The following is a 12,813-nucleotide window of genomic DNA, read 5'->3' as shown; positions in this document are numbered from 1 at the left end:
CGCCCCGGCCAGAGAGTTTACCACCGGCGACAGGGAGGCCCGACATGCCCGACGTTGATCCGTCCATTGCTCTCTACATTGAAGAAACCCGGGAACTGCTCGGCGAACTCGAACAAGGTCTGCTCGAACTCGAAACCAATCCCGCCGACACGGCCCGGCTGGACGCCTGTTTCCGGGCCATGCACACCATCAAGGGCGGCGGAGCCATGTTCGGCTTCGAAGAAATCTCCCGCTTCACCCATGACGTGGAAACCGTACTGGACCGGGTGCGCACCGGCGATCTGCCCGTCAGCCGGGAACTGCTCAGTCTCACCCTGGCCGCCAAGGATCACATCCTGACCCTGCTCGAAGCCCCCCGCGACCAGCAGGACGCCCACCGCAACGCCTCGGACCGCCTTCTGGCCTCCTTTGCCGCCTATCTGCCCGGAGGCGCGGCGACCGCCCCGGACCTTGCGGGCGACGCCGGAGAGCCGCCCATCCTGCGGCCGGCCTCGGGAGAACACGAATACGCCTGCCCGGCCCTGCCCGGGCCGCCGAGCATCTACTGGGTCCGTCTACGCCCCAACCCGGACATGCTGCTCACCGGCAACGATCCGGTGCGGCTTTTGGCCGAACTCGACACAATGGGCGAGATGCACGTGCTGCGCCACGGTCCCAAGCCGGTCCTGGACAACGACGATTTCGACCCCGAGCGTGTCTACGGCCTGTTCGACATGCTCATCGCCACGCCTTGCGCCGTGGATAACCTGCGCGACGTGTTCATCTTTGTCGAAGGCGACTCCGAGGTCGGCATCCATCATCTGCATACCGGCATCCTGCGGGCCGCCGACCTCGACGAACTCCTGGCCGCCCTCAAGGGCCATGACGACGAAGACCTGGAGGTTGCAGGCAATCGACTGGAGGCGGCCCTGGCCGCGAAGCTGGCCCTTATCGAAAGCGCCAAGCAGAAAAGCCAGACCAAGAAAGGCTCCGAACCGCGCGCCGCGCCCCAGGCCAAGGCCCCGGCGGCCGCCGCCACCTTGCGGGTGGACGCTGCCCGCCTCGACAGCTTGGTCAGCATGGTCGGCGAACTGGTCATCCTGCAATCGCGGTTGCGCCAGGCGGCCAAGGCCCGGGACCTCGACGCCGTCACCGAAGTCGACGAGGATCTCGAACGCCTCACCGACAACCTGCGCGACGTGGCTCTTGGCCTTCGCATGTTGCCCATCGGCTCGGTCTTCAGCCAGTTCACGCGCCTGACCCGCGATCTGGCCGCCAACCTCGGCAAGGACGTGGAATTCGTGGCCCACGGCGGCGAAACCGAACTCGACAAGACCGTCATCGACCGCATCAAGGACCCGCTGGTCCACCTGCTGCGCAACAGCCTCGACCACGGCCTGGAACGCCCCGAGGAACGCCAGGCCGCCGGCAAGTCCCCCCAGGGCCGGGTGACCCTGTCCGCCAACCATTCCGGCGGCAACGTGGTCATCGTCATCGCCGACGACGGCCGGGGCATCGACGTGGCCGCCGTGCGCCGCAAGGCCGTGGAGCGCGGACTCGTCGCGCCCGAGGCCGAACCCTCGGAAAAGGAGCTTTTGGACTGCATCTTCGCCCCGGGCTTTTCCACGGCCGCCAAGGTCTCCGACGTGTCCGGCCGGGGCGTGGGCATGGATGTGGTCAAAAAGAACATCGAGGCCCTGCGCGGCACGGTGGAACTGGCAAGCGTCCTTGGTCAGGGTGCCACCGTGACCATTCGCTTGCCGCTCACCCTGGCCATCATCGACGGATTCAACGTCATGGTCGGCGGCGACTCCTTCATCGTGCCCCTGGCCAACCTGCGCGGTTTCCAGGAGCGGTTCGTGGAAGGGCAGGTCCGCACCGTGGACACCATCGAACGCATGGGGTCCATGGCCCCGGTGGTCAGCCTGCGCCGGCTCTTTGACGTGCCCGGCGACCAGCCCGGTTACGAGCGGGTGGTCATCACCGAGGCCGAAGGCGAAACCGTCGGCTTTTGCGTGGACAAGGTCATCGGCCGGCAGCAGGCTGTCATCAAAAGCCTCGACGACTGTTACCGTCACCTCAAGTGGATTTCCGGCACCACCATCAACGGCGACGGCAGCATCTCGTTGATCCTCGACGTGCCCCAGCTCGTGCGTTTCGTGCGCGGTCGGGAAGACAGCCGCTTGCACACCGGCGAACCGTTTCGTACAGTGTCGCAGTAGCCGGGTTTACGAGGAGCGCCCATGGAACTGACCCGATTGGAACAAGGCGGCAAGCCCATCTACGCCGTGGCCGGCAAATGCACGGTAGAACATGCGGCCACCTTGCGGCAATCGCTGCTTAAGGCCGTGTCCGAACAGAACGTGCTGACCCTCGACGTTTCCGGGGTCGAGGAAGCCGACATCACCTTCTTGCAACTGCTGTTGGCGACGGCCCTCACCCTGGAGCAAAACGGCGGGAGCCTTCGTCGCCACGGGACGATTTCCCCGGCTGCCCTGGCCGCCGCGCGCGTTTCGGGTTTTGCCCGCACGCCCAAACTCGCAAACTTCTTCTCCGACGAGGATTAAGATGGCCAAACGCATCATGACCGTGGACGATTCGGCCAGCGTCAGACAGATGGTCGCCATGACGCTCAAAAAGGAAGGCTACGACGTCATCGAAGCCTCGGACGGCAAGGACGCGCTTTCCAAGATGTCCGGCACGATCGACATGGTGATCACCGATCTCAACATGCCCAATCTTGACGGCATTGGCCTGATCAAGGGCATCCGGGCCCAGGCCGCCTACAAATTCATTCCGGTGGTCATGCTGACCACGGAATCCCAGGCCGGCAAAAAGGCCGAAGGCAAGTCCGCCGGGGCCACGGGCTGGATCGTCAAACCCTTCACCCCGGACCAGCTCCTGGCCGTGGTCAAGAAGGTGCTGCGCTAGCGGCCCTTATTCCCGCTCCCGACAACAAAAGCCCCGGCCCGTCCGGGGCTTTTGTTTGTCTCGCCGCTGCGCTGGCCCGAAAAAACAAAAAGGCCCGGTAGTTAACCGGGCCTTTTCAAGGAAAATTGCTGGGGTGACTGATGGGGCTCGAACCCACGACAACCAGGGCCACAACCTGGGACTCTACCAACTGAGCTACAGCCACCATGGACGAAGGAGAAGTTATCTACCCAACCCCCGGCCCGGTGTCAACAGTTTTTTCCTTCTCTTGCCCAAAAGGACCCGCCGCGCTATCGTCTTCTCTCGGGCGGCCCGTCGTTTCTCGCCGCATCCCACCAACCCCCCAAGGACCTCGTTCATGGATAAACTGCTCATTCGGGGCGGCAAGCCCCTTAACGGCCCCATCCGGGTCAGCGGCTCGAAAAACGCCGCCCTGCCCATTCTGCTGGCCGCGCCGCTTCTGACCGAAAAAACCGTCGTCGATAACGTCCCGCGCCTGCGCGACATCCATACCACACTCAAGCTCAACGAAATCCTCGGCTGCCCTTCGACCTTTGAAGGCAACACCGTGACCATGGAGCCGGCCGCGAACCTCAATCCCGAGGCCCCCTACGACCTCGTGCGCACCATGCGCGCCTCGGTGCTGGTCCTTGGCCCCCTGCTCGCCCGCACCGGCCGCGCCCGGGTGGCCCTGCCCGGCGGCTGCGCCATCGGCGCGCGGCCCGTCAACCTGCACCTCACGGCGCTGGAAAAAATGGGCGCTACCTTCACCCTGGAGGCCGGCTACATCGAAGGCCGCTGCGACCGGCTCACCGGCGCGCACATCGTCTTCGACTTCCCCACCGTCGGCGGCACGGAAAACCTGCTCATGGCCGCCAGCCTGGCCGAAGGCACCACCATCCTCGAAAACGCCGCCCGCGAACCCGAAGTGGCCGATCTGGCCGACTTCCTCAACGCCATGGGCGCGAAAATTACCGGCCACGGCACCTCGGTCATCACCATTGAAGGTGTCCCAAGCCTCGGCGGTGGCCGCTATTCCGTCATGCCCGACCGCATCGAGGCCGCCACCTACATGATCGCCGCCGCCATCACCGGCGGCGAGCTGCACCTGGAATGCTGCCCGTTCATGGAACTCGACGCGGTGGTCTCCAAACTGCGCGAAATGGGCGTGGTCATCGAAGCCACCAACGCCGGCGTGGCCGTGCGCCGCCAGGGTCAGCTCGTGGGCGTCGACGTGGCCACCCAGGTCTACCCGGGCTTCCCCACCGACGTGCAGGCGCAAATCATGGCCCTTATGTGCGTGGCCGTGGGCTCAAGCTCCATCCGCGAAACCATTTTCGAAAACCGCTTCATGCACGTCCAGGAACTGGTGCGCCTGGGCGCGCAGATCCGCATCTCGTCCCAGACCGCCTTTATCCGGGGCGTCGGCACGCTCACCGGCGCGCCGGTCATGGCTTCCGATCTGCGGGCCAGCGCCTCGCTGGTGCTGGCCGGCCTGGCCGCCAAGGGCGAGACGCTCATCCAGCGCGTCTACCACCTCGACCGGGGCTACGAAGCCATGGAAGTGAAACTGCAAAACGTCGGCGCGGACATCGAACGGTTGACGTAACAAGAAAAGCAAGAAAAAGAGGAAGATGCCTCCGGCGGCCGGGGGCCTGAGGCCCCCGGACCCCCCAGTTAAGGGTAAGGGGAGTGGTGACGCGGCGACATAGGGTTCTTTGGGGCAGCCGGGGCTGCGCCGAAAGGCCAAGGAGGAGGGAGCCATGCTTTTGTGTACGCGTTTGCTGGCCATTGCCGCCTTTGTCTGCTGTCTGACCGGACAGGCCCAGGCCTACGGACTGTTTACCTGCGTGGATGCCGCCGGCCGCGAGGTCTGCGTCATCGACACCGGCCAGGCCGCCGACTTCTCGCCGTCCCAGTGGTGCAACCAATCCTGCCCGGCCTGCCAGGGCCGCTGCGACGCCGCCCGCTACTACCCGAGCCAGTCCGGCCACTGGCAAAAGGGCTGGCAGGTCGCCCCGGGCATCTCCGGCAACAACATCATGACGCCCGGAGCCGACCCCCAGGAAGATGCCCAACGGATCTTGAACGAGGGCTTGGTCGCCCCGGCCCCGCCAGAAATCCTGCCGCCGTCCGGTTACTCCGGCTCTTGACGGGCCGGCCGGATTGGGGCACTTATACCGCCATGAACGCTCGTCAGACCGCCCTGCGCACCGTTTCCTTCGGACCGTATTATTATTACGGCCTTCGCGCTCGCGGCTTGGCGGGTGGCGCGGCCGACTAAAGGCCGCTCCCGAAAACACCGCCGACAAGGGCCGCGGGCAGATTGCCCGGCGGCCCTTTTTTCATGAGCCGACCGGGGCCGGGTCCCAGGCGAAAAACCGCCAAGGAGATCGACCATGACCATCGGCAAATCCATTCGTCTGGAACGCATCGTCAACCGCGACACCGGCCGCACCATCATCGTGCCGCTGGATCACGGCGTCTCCGTCGGTCCCATTGAGGGCATCGCCGACATGCGCGACGCCGTCACCAACATCGTGGCCGGCGGGGCCAACGCCGTGCTCATGCACAAGGGTGTTGTGCGCTGCGGCCACCGGGCGCGCGGCCGCGACGTGGGCCTTATCATCCACCTTTCGGCCAGCACCAGCCTGTCTCCCTTTCCCAACGCCAAGACCCTGGTGTGCACCGTGGAGGAAGCCATGCGCCTGGGCGCCGACGCCGTGTCGGTCCACGTCAATCTCGGCGACGCCGCCGAATCCAGGATGCTCGACGACATGGGCCGCGTCACCGAGGCGGCCGTGTCCTGGGGCATCCCGGTGCTGGCCATGATGTACGCCCGCGGCCCCAAGATTTCCAACGAGTTCGACGCCGACGTGGTGGCCCACTGCGCCCGGGTCGGCAACGAACTTGGCGCGGACATCGTCAAGGTGCCCTACACCGGCGACCCGGACAGCTTCGCCAAGGTGGTGGGCGGCTGCTGCGTGCCGGTGGTCATCGCCGGCGGCCCCAAGACCGACTCCACACGCGGCTTTTTGACCATGATCGCCGACAGCCTGGCCGCCGGCGGTGCGGGCCTGTCGGTTGGCCGCAACATTTTCCAGGCCCCGGACCCGGCCGAGTTGCTGAAAGCCGTCACGGCCATCGTGCATGACGGCAAGAGCGTGGACGAGGCCATGGAGATGCTGGCCCAGGGATGACGTGAACGGGAGATTTCCCGTCCTTGCGACGCCCGGGGAACCAGCCGTTTCCCCGGGCGTTTTCTATTTGGAGGAGTGCAACATGACGGATTTCGAATTCCTGCTGCGCATTGGCGCGGCCCTGGTTCTGGGCGCGGCCATCGGCCTGGAACGCCAGTGGCGACAGCGCATGGCCGGGCTTCGCACCAACGCCCTGGTGGCGGTCGGCGCGGCCCTTTTCGTGGCGCTCACCGCCCTGGCGGACCAGGACGCCAGCCCCACCCGCATGGCCGCCCAGGTGGTCTCCGGCATCGGCTTTCTGGGGGCCGGCGTCATCATGCGCGAAGGCCTGACCATCCGGGGCCTCAACACCGCCGCCACCTTGTGGTGCGCGGCGGCTGTCGGGGTCTTGTCCGGCTCAGGCGCGTACCTTTTCGCCGGCCTGGGCGCGGCGGCCATTTTGCTGGCCAACATCCTGCTGCGCCCCCTGGCCAACGTGGTCAACCGCTGTCCGACGCGCCGGACCGAGGCCGTGCGCTACTATATTGTGGTGGTATGCACCTGCGAGAGCGAGCAGCACATCCGCACGCTGTTGCTGCAAATCCTCAACAGCTCGGCCGTGAAGCTGCGCTCACTGCACAGCGAGGATCAGGACGACCCGCGCAAGGTGGAGGTCCGAGCCCAGGTTTCCTGCGAAAGCGACTGCGACCGGGTGCTGGAGCAGGCCGTCTCGCGTCTGAGCCTGGAAAGCGCGGTCAGCGCCATCCGCTGGGAACTGGTGGACGGGGGCGGGCCTGAAGAGGAAGAGTGATGCCGCTCGCCAGGATCGAGGGGGCGGAAGGCAGGTCGGTGCGACGCCCGGAAAGCGGCGAGCTTCCCGGGCGTCGCGCCGTTACGCCAGCATCGACAACGCCGTGTCGTAACGATAGATCGTCTGGCTGGGATACTCTCCGGCAATAACCGCCGCATTGCGGTCCCCCTCGCGGGGGCTGGCCGCGAAATGGTCGTTTACGGCGATGGCCGTCAACGCCAGCTTGTGCCGTTTGGCGAAATGGCCGTAGACGATGGCGTCGGACAGGCACCCCAGGCGGTTGGGGACGACCAGAATCGTCTCCAGCCCGAGTTCCAGGGCGAAATGGTAATTATAGCGCCGCTGCCCCAGGGGCACGGCCAGGCCGCCGGCGCTTTCCACCAAAAGCGCGTCGCAGCCCTCGGCCGCCGCCTCGATGCGCGCCACGCACTGCGCAAAGGGAAAGGGATCGAACACGAAACACGGTGAGGCCGGCTCGGCCGCCGTGTAGAGCGTGAGCGCCTCGCCCGCCCCTAGCCCGGCCTGCCCGGCCACCCAGGCCGCGTCGTCGTCCTCGGGATAGCCCGTGGCCACGGGCTTGACGTAGCGTACCCGCAGGCCCTGGCTCATAAGTTCCTTGGCGAAAAGGGCCGAGAACACCGTCTTGCCGATGCCGGTTCCGGTTCCGGTAATATAATAGCGCTTCATCCAAGCACCGCCTCGACCGCATCCAGGGCGATGTCGGTCAGCCTGTCGATTTCTTCCAGCGTGATCACGTAGGGCGGCATAAAATAGATCATGTCGCCGAGGTTTCGCAACCACGCGCCGCGCTTGATGGCTTCGCGGTAGATGCGAAATCCCGTGCGGTCGCGTTCGTCAAAGGGCCGGCCGGCGGCCGGATCGGCGGCCAGGGACACGGCCGTGATCCAGCCCGTGGAGCGGATGTCGGACACGTGCTTGTGCCCGGCGAAACGCTGGCGCACGGCGGCTTGCAGATGGGTGATCTTGGGCCGGTTGGCAATGATGACGTCGTCTTCCTCGAAAATGCGCAGGGTCTCGCAGGCAGCGGCGCAGGCCAGCGGATTGCCGGTGTAGCTGTGGCTGTGCAAAAAGGCCTTGTCGTCGTGGTAGTCGTGGTAGAAGGCGTCGAACACGGCGTCGCCGGTCAGCACCACCGAAAGCGGCAACGTGCCGCTGGTGATGCCCTTGGACAGGCACATAAAATCGGGAGTGATGGCCGCCTGCTGGCAGGCGAACATGGTTCCCGTGCGCCCAAATCCCACGGCGATCTCGTCGGCAATGAGGTGGCAGCCGGCGGCGGTGGTCGCCTGGCGCAACTTGGCCAGATAGGCCGGCGGATGCATCCGGAAGCTCCCGGCGCACTGCACCAGCGGTTCGATGATGACGCCGGACAACTCGTCCGCGTGGGCCTTGATGGCCGCTTCCATGCCGCCGAAACACTCGGCGGCGCAGCTTTCGCGGGCAAGTCCCAACGGACAGGCGTGACATTCCGGGCCGACCACTTCGATCTGCGGCACGACAAGGGGCGTAAACGGCGCGGCATAGAGCCGGTCGCCGCACACGCCCAAGGCTCCGGCCGTTTCGCCGTGATAGCCGTTGGACAGATAGATGAATTTGCACTTCTCGGGACGCCCGAGGTTGCGCCAGTAGGCGTGGCTCATCTTGAGCGCCGCTTCCACGGCGCAGGAGCCGTTGTCGGCGAAAAAGACGCGCGTGAGGCCTTCGGGGACCACGGCCAGCAGCCGCTCGGCCAGTTCCTCGGCCGGGGCGTGGGTGCAGCCGGCGAAAATCACGTGCTCCAGGCGCGTGAGCTGCTCGGTGACGGCCTTGGCTATGCGCGGGTTGGCATGCCCAAAGAGGTTGACCCACCACGAGGAAATGGCGTCGATATAGGACTTTCCCTGGCGGTCATAGAGGTAAATCCCTTGACCCCGGTCGATAAAGACGGGAGGATGCTTCTCGTGGTCCTTCATCTGGGTGCATGGGTGCCAGATCCGCATGGCCGCCTTCCCGGAAACGTGAGACATGAGCACATCCTTTTTCGGCAAATACATTGTGCCCGAAGCGGCGAAACTCCGCAATTCGGACAGCTACCGGACCATTCCGCCCGTGGACGACGGCGCGGCCCGGGAGGTTGTCTACTCCGGCGCGAAGCTACTTAACCTCGCCTCCAATAACTACCTAGGCCTGTCCCACCACCCGGACCTCATCGAAGCGTCCAACAAGGCCGCCACGCGCCACGGCTGTTCGTCCGGAGCCTCGCGGCTCATTACCGGCAACTTCGCCCTGGCCGAAACCCTGGAAGCGGAATTGGCCACCTTCAAATACCAGGAAGCGGCCCTGGTGACCGGCAGCGGCTACGCCGCCAACTTGGCCGTGTTCACGTCCCTGGCCGACCGCCATACGGTCGTTTTCTCCGATCGCTTAAACCACGCCAGCATCATCGACGGCATCCTGCTCTCCGGGGCGCGGCTCGTGCGCTACAAGCACCTCGACATGGAGCATCTCTCCCGGCTGCTTGACCGCGAAGCTTTGGCCGAAAAAAAGATCATCGTCACGGACACGGTTTTCAGCATGGACGGCGACGTGGCCCCCTTAGCGCGATTGGTCGAGCTTGGCAAAGCCCACGGGGCGCTTGTCGTGGTGGACGAAGCCCACGCCATGGGCGTGCTCGGCCGGGGGCGCGGGCTGGTGGCGGCGCTTGGGCTGTCCAACGACGTGGACGTCCAGGTAGGCACCATGAGCAAGGCGTTGGGGTCCCTTGGTGGCTACGTGGCCGCCCGGGTGGAGACCATTGAGCTTTTGCGCAACAAGGGCCGCTCGTTTATCTTTTCCACGGCCCTGCCCCCGGCCGTGCTGGCGGCAGGGCTGGCCGCCCTGCGCCACGTCAAGGCCAATCCCGGGCTTGGGGCGCGGCTCATGCGCATCTCCCGGCAGATTCGCGACCATCTGGACAGCCTTGGGTTTGACACCATGGGTTCGACTACCCAGATCATCCCGGTTTTTTGCGGCAGAAACCGTGTCGCGCTCCATGCCCAGGCCCTGCTTCGGGCCGAGGGCCTGCTCGTGGCCGCCGTACGGCCGCCCACCGTGCCCCAGGGCACAGCCCGGCTGCGATTGTCGCTGCGAGCCGACCTCACCGACGACGACCTCAAACACATCCGCCTCGGGTTTTCCAGGCTTCGGGTTTCCTTTTTCCCATGACGCAAACGGTTTTCTGCTCCGGCTTTGCCGGTCCCGAGGCGCTGTTTCCGGGCCTTTCGGGCCGCACGCGTTTTGTCGCGCCGTTTCTGGACGGCGACGAGGCCTTTGTGGTCGGGCGGCTCATGGACGGCGGCGACGTCCTGGCCGGCTGGTCCACGGGCGCGCACATCATCCTCAAGCACGCCGCGGCCCTTTTCCCGCGCTATGGACGGGTTGTGCTTCTCGCGCCATTTTTGCGCTTCGCTGATTGCTATCCGGCCCGCGCCGTGCGGGCCATGGCCGCCGGCATGAAGGCCGATCCGGCGGCAGCCATCGCCGCCTTCTGGCAAAACTGCGCCGTGGACGCGCCGCCGGCCTACGATCCGGCCTGGACCGGGGCGCTCACGGCAGGCCTGGACTATCTGCTGGCCTCCGAAGCGGCCGCGCCCGACGTCGCCGCCGGCCATGTGACGGTCGTTTCCGGCGCGGCCGACCGCATCGTGCGGGCCTCGGCCGTGGAGAAAGTCCTGGCCGCCCTGCCCGGAGCGGCCCACAGCGTCCACCCCGGCGGCCACTGGCCGCGCCCGGAACTCTTGCAAGGGCTTCTGTGGTCATGAGCAGCCGCGACATCCGCCGCCGTTTCGACCGGGCCGGGGCCGGCTACGAGAGCGTGGCCGTGGTCCAGGCCCGGGTGGCCGAGGAACTGGCCGGCCGCTGCCCCGAGCATCTCACCGGCCGGGTGCTGGAGATCGGGGCCGGCAGCGGCCTGCTTACCCGCCGGCTCGCCCCGCGCCTTTTGGCCGCCGGCCAGTCGGACAGCCTCTATGTGGCCCTGGACCTCTCGCCCGGGATGCTGGCCCATGCCACCATGCCGCCCGGGGTGGTCCGGCTGGCGGCCAATGGCGAAGCGGCTCCGCTTAGGCCCGGCAGCTTCGATTTCCTGGCCTCGGCCTCGGCCATGCACTGGTACGCCGATCCGGCCCGGTCGCTGGCCGCCAATCTGCGGCTGCTGCGGCCGGGCGGCCGCTTCGCCCTGGCCTTTTACCTGGAGGGGACGCTGTCGGAGCTGGACGAGGCCTCCCGGGCCACGGGCTTCGGCTCGGTCTACCCCATGCGGCCGGAGCACTGGTGGCGCGAGACGCTGGCCGCCATGCCGGGGATCGTCTGGGAGATGACAACGGCGCGCCACACCGTGGTCCACGCCGATGTCCGGGAGATGCTACGGAGCCTGCAAGGGGCCGGGGTCACCCACACGCCGTCAAAACGCGTGGGCAGCCCCGGGAAGTATCGAGAATTTATCCGATATTATGAGAATAAATTTACACATGGGAAAATTGACAGCACGTATATAGTTATGTATATTCTTGGAAAAAAGGGGAAATTATGAATCTAAAGACCAAAGAAATCCCGCCTTACAAAGCTCCTGAGCGCATTTCAGTCGAAGAAAGACTCCCTGACTTATTTCATACTCAGTTTATACCTGCTATTCCTGCTATTGATGGCTTCTTTAATCCACTTTTAATTCAGCCCAGAATTGCATCTATTGCCAAGGAGTTAAACCATCAGGCAGATGAGGTACAACGCACTTTTTCTGAAATGCAACAAATGCTGAACACACCAACTAATCCAATTGCCTACAAAGACCTTGTCACAAAACATATAATAACCATAGAAATAACAATTTTCCTCATGAAGCAGCTCATGAATGCACTGATTCAATTACTTTATATCAAGAATAATTTTCAAAAATTCAGCCAAACACTACAACTAGACGTTAGTGAACTCGGAGATTTTATACATGACGAGGAACACCCTTTTGCAAACGACACTCTCAAGCTCACTGAGAACGAAAGAAATCTCCTCAAGACAATAAACGACCTACACAATAGCTACAAACATTGCCTATTAACCCCCGAATCAACATCCCAAATCGGAATATATGAACCAACTATAAACGCTTATTACGCTAGAAAAAACGACTTCTCAAAAACCATAAAAATATACACAGAGCGATTCAACGAAATATGGATCGGCTTCTTATTGCTCTTTAAAGAAAAATATCCCCTACTAACAAACTAAAACAACAAGTATCAGCTTAGCAGCGCACTGAATAGCGACTATAATTCAGTACGCTGCTATTTTATTGAAATTAATTTACAAAAAAAACTTGCAACCCCAGCTCTCCAAAAAAGACAAACGGAATAAACACTAATTAAGACAAGAACAATACTCCTATTGCACCTCAACTTATTACGCCAGCGTCCCCCGCTTCAATAACCGCCAGGCATACAGCACCACCAGCCCGAACATGCCGATGCCCAACCCCTGGGCGAGAAGCCCTTTCACGCTCGTCACCGCCGCCGGATCGGTGCGTATCCAGACCACGGCCGTGGAAAAGAGATTGAGGGCAAAAGCCAGGGCCAGCACGTTGACGGCCTGCTTTTTGAGCGACAAGAGCATGGACACGCCAACCAGCGTCAACCCGGCGTTGACGTAGCCGATGACCCGGTCCAGGACCGAGAACTTGGCCAGATAGGCCTGCTGCTCCGGGGCCATGTCCACGCCGCCGGCGGCCACGAAAAACATGGCCACGATGACCTGGACGCTGCTGATGAGATAAAAGAGAAAGATGATCCAGACGAGCACCGGACGCTTGCGCCCCGGCATCGTCTCCTCGACCGTGTTTTCCGTCTCGGCCATGTCCGCCTCCTTGCTTGGCGGCAATGTACG

The 12,813-nt window shown here is 63.8% G+C and carries 14 protein-coding genes and 1 tRNA gene; 11 read left to right on the top strand and 4 right to left on the bottom strand.

Annotated elements, in window-relative coordinates:
* The first annotated feature begins 44 nt into the window (after window positions 1-44).
* Genes DMR_RS08960 through DMR_RS08950 form a run of 3 tightly spaced genes read left to right on the top strand, consistent with a single transcriptional unit; the run spans window position 45 to window position 2,910 of the window.
* The gene (locus DMR_RS08960; protein WP_015860595.1) at window positions 45-2,201 is read left to right on the top strand and encodes a chemotaxis protein CheA; all 2,157 of its coding nucleotides are present in this window, start codon (window positions 45-47) and stop codon (window positions 2,199-2,201) included.
* A gap of 21 nt (window positions 2,202-2,222) precedes the next feature.
* Window positions 2,223-2,546 carry an STAS domain-containing protein gene (locus DMR_RS08955; RefSeq protein ID WP_015860594.1) on the top strand — a complete coding sequence of 108 codons (324 nt, stop codon included), beginning with the start codon at window positions 2,223-2,225 and terminating at the stop codon, window positions 2,544-2,546.
* Between the two features lies 1 nt (window position 2,547).
* Window positions 2,548-2,910, top strand: coding sequence for a response regulator (locus DMR_RS08950; protein ID WP_006919184.1), 363 nt, complete (start codon window positions 2,548-2,550; stop codon window positions 2,908-2,910).
* Between the two features lie 129 nt (window positions 2,911-3,039).
* Here the strand turns inward: DMR_RS08950 and DMR_RS08945 are convergent.
* Window positions 3,040-3,115 (bottom strand) — tRNA-His (locus tag DMR_RS08945).
* Between the two features lie 153 nt (window positions 3,116-3,268).
* On the opposite strand from DMR_RS08945, the gene murA reads away from it, so the two are divergent.
* The 4 genes from murA to DMR_RS08925 all read left to right on the top strand — a co-directional run bounded on the left by murA (window position 3,269) and on the right by DMR_RS08925 (window position 6,900).
* Window positions 3,269-4,519: a UDP-N-acetylglucosamine 1-carboxyvinyltransferase gene (gene murA / locus DMR_RS08940; protein ID WP_015860593.1), complete on the top strand. Its 1,251-nt coding sequence runs from the start codon at window positions 3,269-3,271 to the stop codon at window positions 4,517-4,519.
* A gap of 154 nt (window positions 4,520-4,673) precedes the next feature.
* Window positions 4,674-5,063 carry a hypothetical protein gene (locus DMR_RS08935; protein ID WP_043600367.1) on the top strand — a complete coding sequence of 130 codons (390 nt, stop codon included), beginning with the start codon at window positions 4,674-4,676 and terminating at the stop codon, window positions 5,061-5,063.
* Between the two features lie 246 nt (window positions 5,064-5,309).
* Entirely contained in the window at window positions 5,310-6,110 is an 801-nt protein-coding gene (locus tag DMR_RS08930) for a 2-amino-3,7-dideoxy-D-threo-hept-6-ulosonate synthase (protein ID WP_015860591.1), read from the top strand.
* Between the two features lie 82 nt (window positions 6,111-6,192).
* The gene (locus DMR_RS08925) at window positions 6,193-6,900 is read left to right on the top strand and encodes an MgtC/SapB family protein (RefSeq protein ID WP_015860590.1); all 708 of its coding nucleotides are present in this window, start codon (window positions 6,193-6,195) and stop codon (window positions 6,898-6,900) included.
* 81 nt (window positions 6,901-6,981) lie between these two features.
* Here DMR_RS08925 and bioD read toward each other — a convergent pair whose 3' ends face one another.
* A complete protein-coding gene (gene bioD / locus DMR_RS08920; protein ID WP_015860589.1) occupies window positions 6,982-7,587 on the bottom strand; it encodes a dethiobiotin synthase in 606 nt (201 codons plus the stop codon).
* On the bottom strand, window positions 7,584-8,900 hold the full coding sequence (gene bioA, locus DMR_RS08915; RefSeq protein ID WP_043601625.1) for an adenosylmethionine--8-amino-7-oxononanoate transaminase: 1,317 nt from the start codon (window positions 8,898-8,900) through the stop codon (window positions 7,584-7,586). The genes bioD and bioA overlap by 4 nt, the downstream gene beginning before the upstream one ends.
* 25 nt (window positions 8,901-8,925) lie before the next feature.
* Between bioA and bioF the strand changes: the two genes are divergently transcribed.
* Genes bioF through DMR_RS08895 form a run of 4 tightly spaced genes read left to right on the top strand, consistent with a single transcriptional unit; the run spans window position 8,926 to window position 12,162 of the window.
* Window positions 8,926-10,104, top strand: a complete 1,179-nt coding sequence (bioF, locus tag DMR_RS08910; protein WP_015860587.1) for an 8-amino-7-oxononanoate synthase — start codon at window positions 8,926-8,928, stop codon at window positions 10,102-10,104.
* Window positions 10,101-10,700 (top strand): alpha/beta fold hydrolase, encoded by a 600-nt coding sequence (locus DMR_RS08905; RefSeq protein ID WP_015860586.1) that lies wholly within the window; start codon window positions 10,101-10,103, stop codon window positions 10,698-10,700. Before bioF ends, DMR_RS08905 begins: the two co-directional genes overlap by 4 nt.
* Window positions 10,697-11,470 (top strand): methyltransferase domain-containing protein, encoded by a 774-nt coding sequence (locus tag DMR_RS08900; protein ID WP_043600364.1) that lies wholly within the window; start codon window positions 10,697-10,699, stop codon window positions 11,468-11,470. Before DMR_RS08905 ends, DMR_RS08900 begins: the two co-directional genes overlap by 4 nt.
* Window positions 11,467-12,162, top strand: a complete 696-nt coding sequence (locus tag DMR_RS08895; RefSeq protein WP_043600361.1) for a hypothetical protein — start codon at window positions 11,467-11,469, stop codon at window positions 12,160-12,162. Before DMR_RS08900 ends, DMR_RS08895 begins: the two co-directional genes overlap by 4 nt.
* A 171-nt stretch (window positions 12,163-12,333) precedes the next feature.
* Here the strand turns inward: DMR_RS08895 and DMR_RS08890 are convergent, their stop codons facing one another.
* A complete protein-coding gene (locus DMR_RS08890; RefSeq protein ID WP_173362477.1) occupies window positions 12,334-12,783 on the bottom strand; it encodes a hypothetical protein in 450 nt (149 codons plus the stop codon).
* Window positions 12,784-12,813: the final 30 nt, after the last annotated feature.

The sequence above is a fragment of the Solidesulfovibrio magneticus RS-1 genome (assembly GCF_000010665.1).
GTDB lineage: Bacteria > Desulfobacterota > Desulfovibrionia > Desulfovibrionales > Desulfovibrionaceae > Solidesulfovibrio > Solidesulfovibrio magneticus.
The sequence above is the reverse complement of the archived record's forward strand: the minus strand, read 5'-3'. Positions and strand labels throughout refer to the sequence as shown.

Coding starts and splice junctions, on each gene's coding strand:
- DMR_RS08960 (WP_015860595.1), top strand. CDS start 45: ATGCCCGACGTTGATCCGTCCATTGCTCTCTACATTGAAGAAACCCGG.
- DMR_RS08955 (WP_015860594.1), top strand. CDS start 2,223: ATGGAACTGACCCGATTGGAACAAGGCGGCAAGCCCATCTACGCCGTG.
- DMR_RS08950 (WP_006919184.1), top strand. CDS start 2,548: ATGGCCAAACGCATCATGACCGTGGACGATTCGGCCAGCGTCAGACAG.
- murA (WP_015860593.1), top strand. CDS start 3,269: ATGGATAAACTGCTCATTCGGGGCGGCAAGCCCCTTAACGGCCCCATC.
- DMR_RS08935 (WP_043600367.1), top strand. CDS start 4,674: ATGCTTTTGTGTACGCGTTTGCTGGCCATTGCCGCCTTTGTCTGCTGT.
- DMR_RS08930 (WP_015860591.1), top strand. CDS start 5,310: ATGACCATCGGCAAATCCATTCGTCTGGAACGCATCGTCAACCGCGAC.
- DMR_RS08925 (WP_015860590.1), top strand. CDS start 6,193: ATGACGGATTTCGAATTCCTGCTGCGCATTGGCGCGGCCCTGGTTCTG.
- bioD (WP_015860589.1), bottom strand. CDS start 7,587: ATGAAGCGCTATTATATTACCGGAACCGGAACCGGCATCGGCAAGACG.
- bioA (WP_043601625.1), bottom strand. CDS start 8,900: ATGCGGATCTGGCACCCATGCACCCAGATGAAGGACCACGAGAAGCAT.
- bioF (WP_015860587.1), top strand. CDS start 8,926: ATGAGCACATCCTTTTTCGGCAAATACATTGTGCCCGAAGCGGCGAAA.
- DMR_RS08905 (WP_015860586.1), top strand. CDS start 10,101: ATGACGCAAACGGTTTTCTGCTCCGGCTTTGCCGGTCCCGAGGCGCTG.
- DMR_RS08900 (WP_043600364.1), top strand. CDS start 10,697: ATGAGCAGCCGCGACATCCGCCGCCGTTTCGACCGGGCCGGGGCCGGC.
- DMR_RS08895 (WP_043600361.1), top strand. CDS start 11,467: ATGAATCTAAAGACCAAAGAAATCCCGCCTTACAAAGCTCCTGAGCGC.
- DMR_RS08890 (WP_173362477.1), bottom strand. CDS start 12,783: ATGGCCGAGACGGAAAACACGGTCGAGGAGACGATGCCGGGGCGCAAG.